24 protein-coding genes, 1 tRNA gene and 1 other RNA gene are annotated in these 16,349 nt (G+C 39.7%); 15 read left to right on the top strand and 11 right to left on the bottom strand.

Annotated features, from left to right (window positions below; all coding sequences use genetic code 11):
• The first annotated feature begins 65 nt into the window (after window positions 1-65).
• The gene (gene rpsB / locus OXIME_RS04805) at window positions 66-665 is read left to right on the top strand and encodes a 30S ribosomal protein S2 (RefSeq protein WP_393972251.1); all 600 of its coding nucleotides are present in this window, start codon (window positions 66-68) and stop codon (window positions 663-665) included.
• A gap of 14 nt (window positions 666-679) precedes the next feature.
• Here the strand turns inward: rpsB and OXIME_RS04800 are convergent, their stop codons facing one another.
• A complete protein-coding gene (locus OXIME_RS04800; RefSeq protein ID WP_393970718.1) occupies window positions 680-1,603 on the bottom strand; it encodes a hypothetical protein in 924 nt (307 codons plus the stop codon).
• Between the two features lies 1 nt (window position 1,604).
• On the bottom strand, window positions 1,605-2,126 hold the full coding sequence (locus tag OXIME_RS04795) for a GTPase domain-containing protein (RefSeq protein WP_393970717.1): 522 nt from the start codon (window positions 2,124-2,126) through the stop codon (window positions 1,605-1,607).
• A 171-nt stretch (window positions 2,127-2,297) separates the two neighbouring features.
• On the opposite strand from OXIME_RS04795, the gene OXIME_RS04790 reads away from it, so the two are divergent.
• Window positions 2,298-3,482 carry a PLP-dependent aminotransferase family protein gene (locus tag OXIME_RS04790; protein WP_393970716.1) on the top strand — a complete coding sequence of 395 codons (1,185 nt, stop codon included), beginning with the start codon at window positions 2,298-2,300 and terminating at the stop codon, window positions 3,480-3,482.
• A 16-nt stretch (window positions 3,483-3,498) separates the two neighbouring features.
• Here OXIME_RS04790 and OXIME_RS04785 read toward each other — a convergent pair whose 3' ends face one another.
• Window positions 3,499-3,603 carry a hypothetical protein gene (locus OXIME_RS04785; protein ID WP_393970715.1) on the bottom strand — a complete coding sequence of 35 codons (105 nt, stop codon included), beginning with the start codon at window positions 3,601-3,603 and terminating at the stop codon, window positions 3,499-3,501.
• Window positions 3,604-3,691: 88 nt separating this feature from the next.
• A complete protein-coding gene (locus OXIME_RS04780) occupies window positions 3,692-3,967 on the bottom strand; it encodes a hypothetical protein (protein WP_393970714.1) in 276 nt (91 codons plus the stop codon).
• Window positions 3,968-4,084: 117 nt separating this feature from the next.
• On the opposite strand from OXIME_RS04780, the gene OXIME_RS04775 reads away from it, so the two are divergent.
• The gene (locus tag OXIME_RS04775; RefSeq protein WP_393970713.1) at window positions 4,085-4,255 is read left to right on the top strand and encodes a hypothetical protein; all 171 of its coding nucleotides are present in this window, start codon (window positions 4,085-4,087) and stop codon (window positions 4,253-4,255) included.
• A 189-nt stretch (window positions 4,256-4,444) separates the two neighbouring features.
• Here the strand turns inward: OXIME_RS04775 and OXIME_RS04770 are convergent, their stop codons facing one another.
• Window positions 4,445-5,887 (bottom strand): ABC transporter permease, encoded by a 1,443-nt coding sequence (locus OXIME_RS04770; RefSeq protein WP_393970712.1) that lies wholly within the window; start codon window positions 5,885-5,887, stop codon window positions 4,445-4,447.
• The gene (locus tag OXIME_RS04765; RefSeq protein WP_393970711.1) at window positions 5,884-6,801 is read right to left on the bottom strand and encodes an ABC transporter ATP-binding protein; all 918 of its coding nucleotides are present in this window, start codon (window positions 6,799-6,801) and stop codon (window positions 5,884-5,886) included. The genes OXIME_RS04770 and OXIME_RS04765 overlap by 4 nt, the downstream gene beginning before the upstream one ends.
• 262 nt (window positions 6,802-7,063) lie before the next feature.
• On the opposite strand from OXIME_RS04765, the gene OXIME_RS04760 reads away from it, so the two are divergent.
• The 7 genes from OXIME_RS04760 to OXIME_RS04730 all read left to right on the top strand — a co-directional run bounded on the left by OXIME_RS04760 (window position 7,064) and on the right by OXIME_RS04730 (window position 11,145).
• Window positions 7,064-7,249, top strand: a complete 186-nt coding sequence (locus tag OXIME_RS04760) for a hypothetical protein (RefSeq protein WP_393970710.1) — start codon at window positions 7,064-7,066, stop codon at window positions 7,247-7,249.
• Between the two features lie 15 nt (window positions 7,250-7,264).
• Window positions 7,265-7,573: a hypothetical protein gene (locus OXIME_RS04755; protein WP_393970709.1), complete on the top strand. Its 309-nt coding sequence runs from the start codon at window positions 7,265-7,267 to the stop codon at window positions 7,571-7,573.
• 144 nt (window positions 7,574-7,717) lie between these two features.
• Complete coding sequence (locus OXIME_RS04750) at window positions 7,718-8,050, top strand: hypothetical protein (protein WP_393970708.1); 333 nt, start codon at window positions 7,718-7,720, stop codon at window positions 8,048-8,050.
• Between the two features lie 131 nt (window positions 8,051-8,181).
• On the top strand, window positions 8,182-9,177 hold the full coding sequence (locus tag OXIME_RS04745) for a pantetheine-phosphate adenylyltransferase (RefSeq protein ID WP_393970707.1): 996 nt from the start codon (window positions 8,182-8,184) through the stop codon (window positions 9,175-9,177).
• Between the two features lie 69 nt (window positions 9,178-9,246).
• Window positions 9,247-9,543 (top strand): metal-sulfur cluster assembly factor, encoded by a 297-nt coding sequence (locus tag OXIME_RS04740; protein ID WP_393970706.1) that lies wholly within the window; start codon window positions 9,247-9,249, stop codon window positions 9,541-9,543.
• A gap of 110 nt (window positions 9,544-9,653) precedes the next feature.
• An RNA gene (gene ffs / locus OXIME_RS04735) (signal recognition particle sRNA) lies at window positions 9,654-9,958 on the top strand.
• 32 nt (window positions 9,959-9,990) lie between these two features.
• The gene (locus tag OXIME_RS04730) at window positions 9,991-11,145 is read left to right on the top strand and encodes an HD domain-containing protein (RefSeq protein WP_393970705.1); all 1,155 of its coding nucleotides are present in this window, start codon (window positions 9,991-9,993) and stop codon (window positions 11,143-11,145) included.
• 1 nt (window position 11,146) lies between these two features.
• Here the strand turns inward: OXIME_RS04730 and OXIME_RS04725 are convergent, their stop codons facing one another.
• The gene (locus OXIME_RS04725; protein ID WP_393970704.1) at window positions 11,147-11,611 is read right to left on the bottom strand and encodes a GNAT family N-acetyltransferase; all 465 of its coding nucleotides are present in this window, start codon (window positions 11,609-11,611) and stop codon (window positions 11,147-11,149) included.
• Window positions 11,612-11,699: 88 nt separating this feature from the next.
• Between OXIME_RS04725 and ribB the strand changes: the two genes are divergently transcribed.
• The 4 genes from ribB to ribH are packed head-to-tail and all read left to right on the top strand — an operon-like array spanning window position 11,700 to window position 13,706.
• Window positions 11,700-12,455, top strand: a complete 756-nt coding sequence (ribB, locus tag OXIME_RS04720) for a 3,4-dihydroxy-2-butanone-4-phosphate synthase (RefSeq protein WP_393970703.1) — start codon at window positions 11,700-11,702, stop codon at window positions 12,453-12,455.
• Complete coding sequence (locus tag OXIME_RS04715; protein WP_393970702.1) at window positions 12,382-12,801, top strand: adenylyltransferase/cytidyltransferase family protein; 420 nt, start codon at window positions 12,382-12,384, stop codon at window positions 12,799-12,801. The genes ribB and OXIME_RS04715 overlap by 74 nt, the downstream gene beginning before the upstream one ends.
• Complete coding sequence (ribC, locus tag OXIME_RS04710) at window positions 12,798-13,289, top strand: riboflavin synthase (RefSeq protein ID WP_393970701.1); 492 nt, start codon at window positions 12,798-12,800, stop codon at window positions 13,287-13,289. Before OXIME_RS04715 ends, ribC begins: the two co-directional genes overlap by 4 nt.
• Window positions 13,290-13,298: 9 nt before the next feature.
• The gene (ribH, locus tag OXIME_RS04705) at window positions 13,299-13,706 is read left to right on the top strand and encodes a 6,7-dimethyl-8-ribityllumazine synthase (protein ID WP_393970700.1); all 408 of its coding nucleotides are present in this window, start codon (window positions 13,299-13,301) and stop codon (window positions 13,704-13,706) included.
• A 53-nt stretch (window positions 13,707-13,759) separates the two neighbouring features.
• Here the strand turns inward: ribH and mptA are convergent, their stop codons facing one another.
• Genes mptA through OXIME_RS04690 form a run of 3 tightly spaced genes read right to left on the bottom strand, consistent with a single transcriptional unit; the run spans window position 13,760 to window position 15,259 of the window.
• A complete protein-coding gene (gene mptA / locus OXIME_RS04700) occupies window positions 13,760-14,662 on the bottom strand; it encodes a GTP cyclohydrolase MptA (RefSeq protein ID WP_393970699.1) in 903 nt (300 codons plus the stop codon).
• Window positions 14,659-15,030 (bottom strand): prefoldin subunit beta, encoded by a 372-nt coding sequence (locus tag OXIME_RS04695; RefSeq protein WP_393970698.1) that lies wholly within the window; start codon window positions 15,028-15,030, stop codon window positions 14,659-14,661. The genes mptA and OXIME_RS04695 overlap by 4 nt, the downstream gene beginning before the upstream one ends.
• A gap of 1 nt (window position 15,031) precedes the next feature.
• A complete protein-coding gene (locus OXIME_RS04690) occupies window positions 15,032-15,259 on the bottom strand; it encodes a hypothetical protein (RefSeq protein ID WP_393970697.1) in 228 nt (75 codons plus the stop codon).
• 374 nt (window positions 15,260-15,633) lie between these two features.
• Between OXIME_RS04690 and OXIME_RS04685 the strand changes: the two genes are divergently transcribed.
• Window positions 15,634-15,708, top strand: a tRNA-Arg gene (locus OXIME_RS04685).
• A gap of 55 nt (window positions 15,709-15,763) precedes the next feature.
• Here the strand turns inward: OXIME_RS04685 and OXIME_RS04680 are convergent.
• Complete coding sequence (locus OXIME_RS04680; protein WP_393970696.1) at window positions 15,764-16,276, bottom strand: archaellin/type IV pilin N-terminal domain-containing protein; 513 nt, start codon at window positions 16,274-16,276, stop codon at window positions 15,764-15,766.
• Between the last annotated feature and the right edge of the window lie 73 nt (window positions 16,277-16,349).

Here is a 16,349-nt window from a genome sequence, read left to right as displayed (position 1 = left end):
ATAGTGATCCAGTTGTTCGCATAAGTTATATAGTATTCTATGATTTACCCCGTGAATATTCAATGATGGCAGAAGAGCTTTTAATCTCAGAGGAAGAGTACCAGAAATCAGGCGTCCATATCGGAACTCAGGTTAAATCCAAGGATATGGAGAAATATATTTTCAAGATCAGAAATGACGGTCTTTACATTCTCGACATCAAAAAAACAAACCAAAAGCTTATTGAAGCAGGTAAAATGCTGGCAAGATTCAAGCCGGAAGACATCCTTATTGTCGCGCAGAGGCAGTATGCATTCAGGCCTGTTTCAAAATTCTCTGAAACAGTTGGTGCATCGTCCATAGTTGGTAGATTTATTCCCGGTACCCTTACCAATCCCCAGCTCAAGGGCTACAGAGAGGCAAAGGTTATTGTGATCACTGATCCCCTGGCGGATACTCAGGTTATGAAAGAAGCCAAGATGATAGGTGTTCCCATAATAGCACTCTGTGATGCTAACAACCAGACAGATTTCGTTGATCTTGTGATACCTACAAACAATAAGGGAAGAAGATCACTTGCAGTTGTCTACTGGATTCTAGCCAGAGAGATACTCAAGAACTCGGGAAGAATATCATCGTATAACGATTTCCAAAGTACCATAGATGATTTCGAAGCACAGATTTAAACTATATTTATTTTTTATCCATCGGTTTGTTGATCCTTTAAGGGATCTCTTATTCTTTTGATTTCAACAAATAAGAGCCTATTCTCAATAAAACCGCAAAATATCATCCTCTTTCTCACTCCATTGGCCACTCTAACAGCCCTGCTTATCTTATACCACTCCTCTGGTCCATCAAGGTAGTGAATAAGGAATTCAGCATGTTCCTGTATATTTTTCACATATGCACGGAAGTGAGCACCATACTTGAATCCACTCTTGACTATGAATCTTCTGTCAATGAGCTCGCCGTAAATTCTGTTCAACGACCTATCTTTGTCATCAGATTTATGGTAACCAGTCTCAAAGTCGCTTAAAATTCTCAGGTCCTTGAACCGCTGCCCATACCAGTCTGGAATATCTTTATTGTCAGTTACAAATCTACCTCCGACTTTTTCAATTTTTATGTCATCAGGTATCTTCTCCTCGTTCATACCATTCATTTCCTCCGCTGTAACAAGAAAAGCCGTGATGTCTCCGTCTTCATCAAGTGTAAAATAGTAAGCTGGAGTATTGGAGTAAAGGTAGGAAAAATCAGTTGTGCTATTTTCTCTCCTTACAATAATAGGACCCATATAATCGCCACGAGGCGATTTTCTGGCAAACAGCATGTCGTTTTCTCTTTTTACATAGTATCCTCGAATTTTCAGTGTTTCATATACTATGTAAAGTTCACCCTCTCCATCATCCTTAAGGAGGTCCCGTAAAAGGTTGGTAGATTTTCGGTAAAAGGGATTAACAGGATCAATTCTTTTTTTGTAATAAAGGAAGACGCACTCAAAATTGTTAAGCACCAGAGAACCGTCCACCATCTTTCCCAGTTTGTAATGATTCTGGAGAAAAGATGGGCTTTTGTTTCCGGTTATATTAAATAGAATGCCGGAACAGATAGCCCCACCCATCCTACTTCCTCTTGGAGGCAACTTTTTCCAAAAGCCTTGAAGAGATCTGTTCCAAGACCTTTGGCACATCATTTGCGTTCTTGGCTGTGACAAGGAAGCTGAGAGCTCCATATTTCTTTGCAAGTCTGTCAAGTTCATCTTGCCAAATAACAGCTTCATATCTGAGATCTGTCTTTGTTCCAAGCACTACAACAAGAGGTTTTCTTTCAAATCCACTAATAAACTTTAATATCTCTTCAGAATATTTTAGTGAATCTTTCGATGTAACATCTGCAGTTATGAGAATTGCAGTCGATCCCGTCAGGAATTTTTCGGTTTTATCCGTTTCTTCCAGCTCCTGAAATAGGAAGTCCACACTCCTTGTACCTCCATTGTAAGGCACAGTTATGCGTTTTCTAAGGATCATCTTCTGTGTACTTGCAGGGTTGTCTGAGTCGTAGACTATTCTTGAAATTAATGAACTTTTGCCAGATCCAGTTGGCCCGACAATACTAACTTTCCACGTCAGACGATCAGTATCCATTGCTCTTTGATTAGTACCTATATATTATATTTTTTCATAGAAGCCTAATTTTTCAGATATCCTGTGAATCAGTAGCAGAGTTAATATTTACCAGCTTAAGTTTATATGTATTCTGGGCATGTTGTCATGGGGAATCATATGAAATATAATTTTTCTGAAATGATTGGTTTCATGAAACCATCTGAAATAAGGGAACTCCTGAAGTATGCCTCCATGCCAGACTTCATTTCCTTCGGTGGAGGTATGCCAAATCCTCTTTCATTCCCTATGAATGAGTTGAGAGAAATCGTGGACGAAGTTATTGACGTTAACGGTAAATATGCGCTTCAGTACGGTAACACTGGAGGATTACCAGATCTGAAGACAGAAATCAGTAAAATGGTACTGAAAACAGAAAAAATCAAGACCGAGGAGAAAAACATCATCGTTACATCTGGATCCCAGCAGGGTCTTTATGGGTTGGGAAAAATATTTCTTAACCACTCTGACAGCTTAATAGTTGAGTCACCAACATATGTAGGAGCAATATCAGCTTTCAATGCAAATGCTGGAAAAATGATTCCAATAGAGATGGACAGCGAGGGAATTATAGTAGAGAAGGTGGAAGAAAAGATCAAATCTTTGAAGGCAAATTCCAATCTTCCAAGATTCATATACGTAATTCCAAATTATCAGAATCCAACAGGGCACACACTTAGTCTGGAAAGGAGAAAGCACCTGATGGAGTTATCAGAAACATACCAGATTCCACTGGTGGAAGACAATCCGTATGGCGAACTGTGTTATTCAGGAGAAAAGATACCAAGCCTGAAGAGCATGGACAAGTCAGGTGAAAACGTGACATATCTCGGGACATTTTCCAAAGTAATGTGCCCCGGTTTGAGAATCGGTTATACTATTGCACCTGAAGCCGTTGTATCTAAGCTAAATCTCCTGAAACAGGCTCTTGACCTATCATCCAGCACATTCTCCCAGTACGTTGCATACGAATATCTGAAAAAGGGAGTTATATACAAACAGGTTCCAAAGACTGTGGAACTTTACAGGAAGAAGAGAAACATAATGCTTAAAGCGCTGGAGGATTATTTTCCCAAGAATTCAACCTGGTCAAAGCCGGACGGAGGAATGTTCATATGGGCAACTCTGGACAAGAAGATCAATACGAGTGAAATGCTCAAGACTTCAATTGAAAACGGCGTTGGCTATGTAAGTGGATTGGCATTCTCTCCAGACGGAAGCCACACCAGCAGCATGAGACTTAACTTTACTTTCTCAGAGGACGAGGAGATTGTCAGAGGAATAAGTAAGTTATCGAATACAATTAAAAATGTTTCTGTCAGAGCCACCCCGGCCTAACCATTTATTTATACTACTATATTTTATAGATATTTTCCTTGAGTTTACAGCATTCATGATCATCTAAGCTTTTGGACTCAGATCTTCTAACGTCATCAACCGCTGAATTCATGTGTTTCATTATGTGGAATCAATACCATCTTTGATTCAGCATCTGTGTCATGTAATTTTGTAGATGCTACAAGTTGATGTTAAATATCCATGGATACTCATCTCATATCAAGCGCTTTGTCACAAATGCTTTTGTAATATAGATCAAGGGATTTCTGTTTCCTGTCAAATTCCACATGATCCACTCCGGATCTGTCGATATCATATATAACCGTGATATAGCGAAGATACTTCCCATATGATTTTTCATCTATTCCCATGCTTTCATGTATGGATAAATTTCTTTCAATACACCAATCCACAGATCTCTTCATGATCCCATGTGCCTGATTCCATGTGAACCAGAGGATAGTTGCAGAGTTCTTGATGTCCATGTTTTTCATGATATATACAAGGGTAAAACGTGTTGAAAACCGGGAATGCTTCGCCCACTGTGGAGGTGTTGCCTGAAGCTTTCCATGATCAGTTCATTTCACTCTGGGTATATGGTCATGAATGCATACATGATATACTCCACTGTCCAGATCCCTACATACTCTCTCCTTCATATGATCAAAGATGCAGTATTCTTTACTGCAGATATGACGCTGCCATATGCAGTTTTCCTCATGGTCAAGATGGGCATCCATTCTAAGGTTATTTGGAGTGAGGGTGATCTTTGAGAGAAAATACGGTATGGTGATTGAGTATAGGTCTTCTATCAATTTTCTTAAGCACATGAAAATGCAATGGAATACCCATTACTATTCTATCCCAAATATTGTAGGGTGAACAATAATCTGTAAAACTTTTAATATAAAAAAATATGTATAAAAATAGACTTGATAATTAAAAAGAAAATATTTGGAAAATCAATCTCTGTTTTTTGAAAGTAAAAACGCTATTGCAAAGGGGATTATCATCCACAGAATACCAGCAATTATGAGAGTTAATCCACTGATCCCAAAGTCTGATGGTACAATTGTCTGTGACGATATTAGGCCAATTTTATGAGTGAACATTGTCTGTACAAGAGAAGAGTACCCGGCTGGACTGGCGTAGTTGAATGCTATTGTTCCATATACGTATGCTGTGCTACTGGAAGATACTTTTAAAGCTGAAAGCACTGCTATCGGGATTATTGACCAGAATAGATCCATTACTACAAATAGTGCTATTGCCGCTCCAAGAACCGCACCCTGCGATTTTGCGATGTGTGAAAACATATACACTATGGCAAGGAATGCCACGCCTTCAACAAGATAAGTCCAGACAAAGTAAAGACTGAACTTAGTGGAAAGATACATTCCAAAGTAATGATGTAAAATCAGATCAGAAAATATCATGGAAAGCCCGACTGCAATGAAAATCGATATGGCATTGGATGTAAACCTTGAGGTGATCAAACTCCCTCTGGTTACCGGTCTCTTAAGAACGGATTCAAGTACCCCGCTTGTTCTGTCTTTACCATATGTCAGGTATGCAGCAAACACAGCCAGAATCGGTATAAGAAAACCAAGTATTTCCGTTGTTCCTTCAAATACTAACGACTGAAGTGAACTTTGTGTCATGGGTGTGTAATATGTCAGGGGAATCCCTCTACTGGTTTTCCCGATCACTACTCCGGAAGAGTTGGTAGCGACAGCTCTATATGTAGTGTTGTGGTCAGCATATGTAACCGGAGGATAGATGTTCTTTATGTTGAATCCAGAAATGTCTGTGTAACTGAAAGAAGGACTTTTTACAATTTCACTGGAAGTCAGGTTTGATTTTCCAATGTAAAAATTTATTGAGGGGGACTTTGCGCCATTTGATCCGACATACATCAGTTCATAACCAAATTCTGTTGTGTTTGTCGGATTCACAATTCCCGGTATAATTTCAAGTCCGGAAGGTATAGTGATTTTTGATATTTCTATGGGTATCTGATGTGTAGAAAGGGGGACTCTAAAAATAACATAGGAGTAGTTTGCGTAAACAAAGATTGGTTGTGTACCACCTATTGGTATAGTTGCGTTTGCAAAACCGCTGGGTCCAGACTTCGCTGAATAATATGTTCCATTGTATTCATAATAAGCAGTTATTTTAGAAACAGGCTGTCCATAGGCATTGTGTGCATAGCCCACCATTGTAAGGTTTGTTCCATTTGCAAAATAACCATAGCTTACCTGCGGCGTGCTGGGGACCGGAGAAGGTGAGTATGTTGAGGCTGCTCCATAAGCAAGTAAGGAAGATAGTCCCACTATTGCAATGATCATTATTATGACAAATTTGCTGGTCAGTGTTCTCTTTATTTCGTAGACTATGGGCTTCATTTCATCCCACCTATCAGGTTAAAGAAATACTCCTCGAGACTTTCTCCAACTGGATCAAAACGTACAATACGGTAACCTGATTTAACAAGTTCATCTGGAATGGATGGGAGATCTGTTTCTGGTATTTTCAAGTCGCGTATCATGGATTCATTATCCTTTGTTTCCACATCCCCGTATTTTGCAAGTATTTTTTTGCAGTCTGCGTTAAAATTTTCAACGGTCACATGCACTACTGTTTTTCCAAGGGTTTTCATTTCGCTTCTCTTTATGGTTTTTATAAGCTTCCCATGATCTATTATGACTACTCTGTCAGCCATATCCTGTATCTCACTAAGAATATGGGATGAAAGCAATATTGCTTTGCCTCTCTTCTTAAGTTTCATCATAAGATTCCTTACGAAGAGAACACCCTCAGGATCAAGTCCATTAAGTGTTTCATCAAACATAACGTTCTGGGGGTCGCCTATAATTGATTCAGCAATTGAAAATCTCTTTTTCATTCCCTGGGAATAGGACCTTAATTTTTTATGGAGGTGTTCCTTCAATCCTACCTGTTCCAAGAGACTCATAATCCTTTCTTCGGCCTCCTTTCCTTTGAGGTTATAAAAACCTGCAAAATAATTCATAAGTTGCAGAGGAGTCGCATTAGGTTCGAAATTAGGTAATTCCGGTATCCACCCAACGTTAGCAGCCGCTTTAACTTTGTCCTGCACTATATCATAACCATCTACCATTATTCTTCCGGATGTTGGAAGAATTATTCCAGAGGTCATTCTTATGGTGGTGGTTTTTCCAGCGCCATTAAGTCCAACAAGACCCAGAATTTCCCCGTCCTTTATGCTGAATTCCAGGTTGTCAACAGCTGGAGGGTTTTTAGGCGTGTATATTTTTGTTACTGATTCTATATCTATCATTCACATTCTTCCAGTAAACCCGATATCGTTTTCGATATCTTAAGAGTTTTTCTTCAAACTATCCCTATTACCTCATACTCTGGACATTTTCTAAAACCCCTATTTATTTTCATGTATTCCATAACCAATTCAGAATTCACATGTTTTTAATAATCCATATAACATAGGATAAATTGCATAATTAATGACCTAATTATTCATGGGCAATTTATCACTTCTCATGTACATAATAAATTAAGGTCTCATTGAGAGATACAATCAGTTGAAGAGGTTTAAAGACAGAGTTGCTTATATGAAAAATATAATGGATTGGGATAGGATAAAACCCATATTGAATAATCTTTACAGGAATGATACAGGAAAATATGGAAGACCAAACTTTGATCCCGTATTCATGATATTTATGATAATCATGATCCTAAAGATCATAATGATCCTAAGATCATGATCCTGCAATCCCTGTATGGCCCTGTTGATGAGGCAATGGAAATGGAATCTCTATTCCAATATCATGTTCATCAACATTTGGGAATATCCTGAGACCATGCGCATCACTAGAAAAAGATCAAGATGTAAAAGACCATATTCTGTCATAAAGGAAATATTCCATGGTGTCCATGTATTTGTAATTACAGTATCAAGGGTAAATTCCAAAAAACATGTTCATGTGCCATGTTCACAATATCATGTGCATGATAAGAATGAAAAAGAGGAGAATGATAGCATGAATTATGGAATTATAGTAGAAAAAAGAATAAAAAGTGGAAATTGAAAATAAAAAACAATCATTCATGGATGATACGGCAAAGAATTCATAACATTTTACCTAAACATGAAAAGAGAGGCAAAATTAATAGGTTGTTGGGAATTACTTCATGATACAAAGCATGACTTATAAGAGAAAGAAGGGACTACAATGAAAAAAACTATAGTGGTAATAGCGTTTGTTATAGCTGTCGCAGTTGTGGCATACGCAGTCTTTCCAATACTGGCTTCCACAAATTTATCATCCCTTAAGGTGGGAGATAACTCATACGTATACGCATCGGTTGAAAGCAGAACCAGTATTCTTGGTCTTAGCGGCTTCACATTAAATCAGAGTTCTACACATGTATTCGTAATATGGAATGGAACACTTCCAGCGGTGGGTGAGAAGGTTCTGGTTCATGGAGAGGTTAAGGGATTAGAGTTGTCAAACGTTTCCATAATATATATTTCAGCAACTTCAGTGTACTATTGGCCATTCTGATGAATAGATTTGTTTTTCTGTAGCCTTATTGGATAATTCATGATAATGTACCGGGAAGGGGGGACTTCCGTAAATTTCTTGACGGTGAGTCAACATGGAATAATTCTTAATACAATTAATGATTTAGATCAGTGAAAGCTGTATTAGGAGGCTCATTTTCAATACTTCACAAAGGACACAAGGCTCTTATACAGAAAGCATTTGAGGTTGGAGATTCTGTTATTCTTGGGCTCACCACTGACGAGTACGCGAAGAAACATAAAATTTACAAGGTAAGCTCCTACGTGAAACGGGAGAAGGCGTTGAAGAAATACATGGATTCTTTCAATAAACCATACGTCATAAAACCTCTGGATACCAGGGAGGGAGGACTGACCTCTTCACCGGACCTTGACATACTGGTTGTTTCACAGGAAACAGCGGGCAATATTAGTGGAATTAATGAAATCAGGCGGCAGAACGGGCTTAAACCTCTTGCAATAAAGGTTGTCCCGTTGGTTCTTGCGGAGGATCTTTTTCCCATAAGTTCTACAAGGATAAACAGAAGGGAGATAAGGAAGAATGGTAACCGTATTCTTCCAGTGAGAATTAGCATATCAACCGGCAACGACCTGAAAGTTGAAGCTGCAAGAGATTCAATAAAAAAAATTATGAAGAATTTCACAATTGAAAAATTCAGTAAGTATTCCCTTGAAACAGATCAGCCCTTTGGAGTCGACACTGAACGTCTTGCAACTTCAAGGGCAATGGCGGGTCTCAGGGATAACGACTATTCCATCGGGGTTGAATCTGGCATTTTCTATAACAGTTTTAACAATATTTATTACGATGTACATGCGGCTACAATTATAGACAGGCAGAGCAGGCTTACTATAGGTTACAGCAGCGGGTTTGAAATTCCTTCAGATATAATTGCATTAATTAAACGTGGAAACAGTGAAGGGGATGCCTTTTCTAAAATTTACGGTATTACTGTGAATGAGATGAAAAATGGTATTATTGGAAAAATATCAGAGGATATGTTAACAAGACAGGAACTTGTATCAGAAGCTATTAGAAATGCAATTATACCAAGATTGGCACCATCTTATTACCACGAGGAATGGGATTCACACTACAATCCATGAAATTTAGCATTTGTTGGGATAGAAACACATAACAGTTAAGTATTCAAGATCAATGTTTTGCTGTTAACTATGGTAACGAAAGAGGAAATACTTGAAGAGATGAAGCAGGTATCTGATCCTGAAATAGGCATGGATGTTGTCAATCTCGGACTGGTATATGATATTACAATAAATGGCGACAGGGTTTACATTAAGATGACAATGACTGCTCCTACATGCCCTGTAACACCATGGATTCTATCAGAGGCACAGAGAGTTGTAGAAAATATTCCCGGAGTCGAAGCTGCAGATATAGAACTGGTCTGGGAACCTCCATGGAATCCAAACATGATGACAGACGAGGCTAAAGAAGCCCTCAATATGTGATTCATAATAATGGATCTACATCATAAAATCTTGCTTTTACAATTTAATTGGGTTCCTGAGTTTTTGATTGCCGGTCAAAAATCTTTTATAAAGCGGAACGCATTAGGAAGAACCGGACTAGACTGGGGAGTCAGGCACTCTCTGTAACCCGAAGTCTATATGCGGGAGCGACTGCCTGAAGAGGCCAACCAGACTTCTGCCAGGCCCTGTGGAATCAATGAAACTCTGTCCCTTTGGATCGTGGGTTTACCTGGTCAGATTCAAAGGAAACTGACTGGATAATTTGGCAGGAGAATCCGCCAGAACCGGAAGGGGGCAACGGTATCCTGGACCATCGATGCTGAAGGGGTGCGGGGTAGAGAGGAATCAGGGGGCACCTGTCAGGACATCTGGACCGATTCAGGTGTGTCCGGTATTTACCAATAAATTGAATTTTGAGGCTTATTGATGGAAAAATTCAAGGTTATTCAGGACCCCCTTAACGGACCAATAAAGGTTGACAAACTTGCACTTGAGTTAATGGACAGCACCTATTTCCAGAGACTGAGGTATGTCAGGCAGCTTGGTCTCTGTTACCTTGTCTTCCCAGGAGCAAATCATACAAGATTTGAGCATTCTCTTGGCGCGTACCACCTTGCTTCTGAAGCCTCCGAGGCGTTCGGCATCAGGGATAGGGATATATTCCAGGTATCGGCCCTTCTCCATGATATTGGGCATCCTGCAATGAGCCACAGTGTTGAAAGTTACTTTGAGAAATTGACAGGCATGGATCATCTGGAAGCATCATGCAAAATAATACAGGGAAAGGAACCATTCGGAGACTCTCAAATACCTGAAATATTGGAAAAATTCTCCATATCACCAAGCGAGGTTGCTTCAATAATAAGTGGAAAATCGTCCACATATCCTGTAATCTCTAAACTTATCAGCGGTCCAACTGATATAGATGAAATGGATTATCTCAGGAGGGATGCCCTTTTTACAGGGGTTGCAATGGGGCACATCGATCACAGAAGGATATTCAATGTAACTTCCATTGATGATAACTCCTTATACATTGAGGAAAAGGGAATCCCTGCCGCAGAATCACTTCTTATAGGGCGAATACTAATGTACAATTCTGTATATTTTCACAAGACCGCAAGAATAGCCCAGCTTATGCTTGAAAAGGCTCTGGAGATTTCGGGCGGGGAACTGGGAAACCCATTCCGCATAACAGATCACTATCTTATGGACAAACTGCTTACTAATAAAAAGGCAGGTTATATATCTAAATCTATAATGGAAAGAAGACTCTACAAACCTGTTCTGAAAACCTCATATAGCAGGGAAAAACTCTCATCTATAAAGCAGGGGATAGGCGAACTTGGATTGGATGTCACGGAGAAGACCATAACTGACATAATACCTCCTCTTGACTTCATCGGAGAAGGGAGGATTAAATCTTCAATTCAGGTACTGGTCGGTGGAAGAAAAGTGGATATAAAGGAACTGTCACCTCTTGTAGCCGCACTCTATGGAACAATGAAAAAGAGGCATATTCTTGTATCTGCTGACGTATCAGTTAAAAGTAGAGTTGAAAAAACACTGGGGAACATATGAACTACTCATTTTTTTTCATGAACTTATGCATCCTGATAGCTCCTTTTGAACCTCGAAAATATTCTGTATAATATGCGGGAAGATAATCCAGAACCGTATATCCGTTCTTTTTATAGAATCCTATGGCCTCATGGTTTCTGTCCCTCACTTCAAGTATAGAATGAAGGTATCCCCTTTTAACCATCTCTCCCTCAATTCCCCCGATTATCGCCGTACCTATTCCCATGCCATGAAAATCTGGGTCAACAGCAATGCTTTCAATGTCTGCAGAAAATTGGTCAAGTGGCATTGCTACAGCATAACCGACAATTTTTCCTTCTTCTTCTGCGATAACATTGAAGCTTCCTTTTTTGTTAAATATTCGTTTAAGCATTCTCCTGCTGTAGGGACCCACTTCAAAAGCTCTGAGTTCAAGTTTCTCTATGGCTGGCAGGTCATTATCAGCAAAGCTTCTTATTTTCAACATTATGAGAGGTGACAGGAGTATGTTAAGATTATTACTCAGATTTGAGTAATTACCTAAATTATTATATTCAACTTAGGGATAATGTATCATGTTCAATAGAGAAATAGCCGATCTCAGATCAGGAAAACCCATAATGATATTTGATTTCAAGGACAGGGAAGGAGAGACAGATCTTGTAATACCTTCACAGTTCGTAAATACTGAAATTATAAGATTTTTCAGAAAGCAGGGAGGGGGTCTTATTTGTACCACTATGAAAGAAGAAATTGCAAGAACTCTCCATCTTCCATTCCTGGACGATCTGTACAGAAAGTTCCTTTATCAAGGGACCAGGCTTGCAGACGCATCAGATATGAAATATGACAAAACAAGTTCCTTCACAGTTACAATAAACCACAGGGATACTTTTACAGGCGTATCTGACCATGACAGGTCAAAGACAATAAATGAATTCTCAAATTTTATTTCGGAGATGAAACAGTTAAAAAATGATCCTGGGGTGGAATTTTCAAAACGCTTCAGATCTCCAGGGCATGTTATACTTCTAATAGCAAGAGAGGGCTATTTTTCTGTAAGAAAGGGGCATACTGAACTCTCCACCTACATGGTTGAGAAGGCAGGGTTGATTCCTTCAGCTACCATAGTGGAAACGCTTTCTGATAGCGGCAAATCCATGTCAAGAGACGAGGCTATGGAATTCGCCAGGTCCAACAAACTAAATTTTATAGATGGTTCAGATATAGTTTCCGAGTGGCTTGAAGACGAAAGTAATGGCATCGGGAGTATTCGATATAATACACCTGGGGCATATACATTATCTCAGGGAATCAAGAAAATTGGGTGATGTCCTGGTGGTTGTTGTTGCCAGGGACAGTACGGCAGAAAAGAGAGGAAAAACCCCAATATTCAACGAGGACATGAGGTTGAAACTGGTATCTGAGCTTAAACCTGTGGATCAGGCGATTCTTGGGCATCACGGTGACATGTTTCAAACTGTGACCGAAGTAAAGCCCAATATAATCACACTTGGGCATGACCAGAATTTTGATCCCAATTACATAAAGCAGAGGTGTGGAGAAATGGGTCTGGATATAGAAGTTCATAGAATATCAAAATACACATCGGAACAGTTTGAGAGTTCATCGGAGATAAGGAAAAAACTTCTGGAAACCATAGAGGGTTCACTTTGAAGTTGATAGGGCTTGTGGATACAACATTTGCCAGATTTGACATGGGACGATCCGTAATCCAAGAGTTGAATGCAACCGGCACCGGATTCAGAATTATGAGATACACAGTGCCGGGCATAAAGGATATTCCTGTTGCAGCAAAAAAACTTATAGAGGAACAGGGATGTGACATTATAGTTGCATGCGGAATGCCTGGCCCTAAACCTGTAGATAAAATATCAGCCCAGATAGCTTCCACTGGAATAATGCAGGTTCAGATCCTCACCAACAAACACATCATAGAGGTATTTGTCCACGAGGACGAAGCAGAGGGCCTGAAAGATCTTGGCATTCTTTGTGACAGAAGGGCCAGGGAACATGCTATAAACGCATACCATCTTCTCTTTGATCCTGAGTACCTTACAAGATACGCTGGTAGGGGGCTCAGGCAGGGGTACGAGGATGTAGGATCAACAGATGATCCTTTAAAAGGAGGAATAAGACACTAGGTGATTTATATGAAAATAGGAATAGTTGTTTCGGAATATAATTATGATATAACAATGATGATGCTGCAGAGAGCAACAGAACACGCTAAGTTCCTTGGGGCAGAAGTAACCAGAACATTGAAGGTCCCAGGCACATTTGACATTCCGCTGGGCGTCAAGAAGCTTCTAGAACTTCCAGATATAGAAGGGGTTGTAACCCTCGGCGCAGTAATAAAAGGCGAGACTGATCATGATCAGATCATAATGCAGAATTCTGCTAGAAAAATTGAGGATCTGGGTCTAGAATACTCGAAGCCTGTTGCACTTGGGATTTCCGGACCAAACCAGACAAGGCTACAGGCAGAAGCCAGGATAGAGACAGCCAGAGATGCTGTGGAAAGCGTTGTTAAGATGATTAGAAGGTTGAAGGAACTCTAATCTTTAATCTTTACACTTTTTCGAAATAATTCTATGAAAAAAATTTCCATTTTCTATGCATAAATACTTTTTGATATGCTTTTTCTAACAGATCCAAAAGTAGTAAAGATTGATGCATACGCATTATGGGGGTGTATACTCTCATCGCTTTCTGATGAGACTTCAATTTCTGTGTCATCCGGAAATCCACTGTATTTCCTTACAGTCTGAAAAACTACCTCTCTAACTAAGTCCTCAACAAATTTAGGGTTGATATGGGCATTATAGACTATATTGGCCTCATCTGACCTTTTCAGCAAGGGAAGAAGCGGGCTTCCAAAAACATTTTCAATAATCATTATAAGATCGTCAATCTCCACAGGATAGGATGGTGAAGTCTTTATTGTCAATTTTACTTTATTCCTCTGATTGTGCGTTACACTAGGTACTGAAGAAAGGAACTCCGTTTCCATCTTAAATTTATCCATAAGGATTGCCCTTGTCCCCTCCATGGCACAGGGACATGCATTCATGCCGTTAACTTCTACGCCAATTGATTCTGCAGTGGATTTCCCGCGCACTGTCTCTGCTTTTCCATGGATTCTGTACTTTACCATGGATTCCTTCCCGCTTTCACTTCTCTTGGGGGTGAAATAGTCCGATTCTATGGACACAGTTGACATGTTGGAGTATGGAATCTTTTCCAGTAACTTTTCAGAAAGCAACTTTGCTACAGTTTCAATTCCATCTATTTCCCCTCTTCCAAGAATGTCATTGACGGCCTCCAGATTTCTTGAAATGTCTGCTCCTTTTCTGTTAGCCGGTATATCTACTGAGAGATCTATCCTCGCAACCAGATTTATGGTCTTTCCGGGGCGTTTCACCAGGATTGGGTAGTAAACACCCTTTACTCCTACTACCTGTATGGGAATCTGGTGTTCCGGAAGTGAACTCTGGACGTCTGGATACTCTATCAATTAACCTGATTCCCCCTTCCACTCTCTTCATATTTCTGTCTTATGGCTGTTTCAAGTTCCTTGTATTTTTCCTCAAGGGTTTTCTGCTGTTTTTCCAGAGTCTTGAGCCTGATCTCACTGAGTTCTTTCTGCTCGCTGAGTTCGTCTATAAGTTTCTTTTTTTCTTCCACCTTGTATAGTATATTCCCAACGCTTTTAAAAACGGAGGTATCATCAGAAATCTTTCCAAGTTCACCAAGAGTCTTGTCAAGCTCCTTAACCCTCATGTCCAGCTGGTATCTCTGATTGGCAATCTGCTCAATCTGGGTTTCAATCTGCTGAGCCTGCTTAAGCTGATTCTGAATATATGCACTTAGGTTTGGTTCCATTTCAATTCACTTCCTCAATTCTTTTAATGATTATAAGCCATCTGGTTATTGATCTTACTGCTGCCTTGAAAGACGTCATATCAGGAGATTCTATATCAATATGGTAGAATTCCGAATCATTTGAAATATCCATGTGCGATCTTCCAACAACGTCCTTCACTTCCAGATCAATTATCTGCCTTAGATTGCTAATTTCGGTTAAAGGTATGTCAAGACGAAGCTTCATCAACAGATAGGTAGTCTGAATGAACTTATAAATGATTCACAAACTCCTGTCTGAAGGGTCATCATATCCCTTAGGATGGATATGAATTGTGTTATCAATGCCTCTCTCTTCGTTATCATTCGCAGTAAAACCCCCTGGACTGCATGGATTAAGCCTGAGTTCCAATACTATACTTCTATGCCGGAATGATGAAGGTGGTTTCATCCTGCATCATAATCTGTAAGTGTTGATCCATGAAGTCAACTGAATTATTGTAATCTGTTCTCTAAGGAGTTGTTATGCCAACAAATCTGGAAGATCAAGTGTGAAAGTTTTAGGATGGATCAGTTGAAAACAATGCAGGCAAAGATTAAAATTGTAATTAGTATTCATCGGACGGGCTCGTGGCCTAGTATGGATAAGGCACCGTCCTTCTAAGTCGGTGATCGTGGGTCCAAATCCCACCGAGCCCGTTCTGCTGAGTTTCAAACAGTTTCTTTATTCAAAAATATCCCAGGGGTTTGTTGTTCACTGGGTAATTGCACTGAATCCAATTGGTGAAATCACTGCAATAGTCCCCTGGGTTTTGCTGTCAACAAAAGCTATCCTGGTGAGATAAAAGTTTGCCAGATGCATTGAGAATATGAACCGAAAATCAGTTGTTATATCTCCCGAAGGGTTAGATACATTGAGGGTTGTCAATTTCCCGAACACCGGCATGTCATTTGCTGTTACTGAAACTGTAGTAATGTTCCCAATGCTGTTTGTTACTACAAGAGTAACGGAGTTAACCGGAATATTTGTGTTTATAGACTGGACATAAATGGCGTAAGTTCCATTCACGTACCCTCCATTACCGTCTATAACCGTATTATTGCTGATATCAAAGGAAGCCTGGGGGGTTGAATATGCAGTTGTAGGTACGTATCCATTAAGGAGGGTGTAAAGGGAGGCCACAAGCGTCACTGTAATGGCTACAAGAAGAATTGTCCCAATTATAGGTGAAACTGCACTGTCCTTTCTCAAAACAACCCCCTTCATTAAAATCCACCCATTGACCATCTTACCTGCATAGTTATCTTCATGATTACAGGTAAATAAATCAGCATAATGG

This window comes from Oxyplasma meridianum (assembly GCF_038024865.1).
Lineage (GTDB): Archaea > Thermoplasmatota > Thermoplasmata > Thermoplasmatales > Thermoplasmataceae > Oxyplasma > Oxyplasma meridianum.
This window is presented reverse-complemented; position numbering and strand designations above follow the sequence as displayed.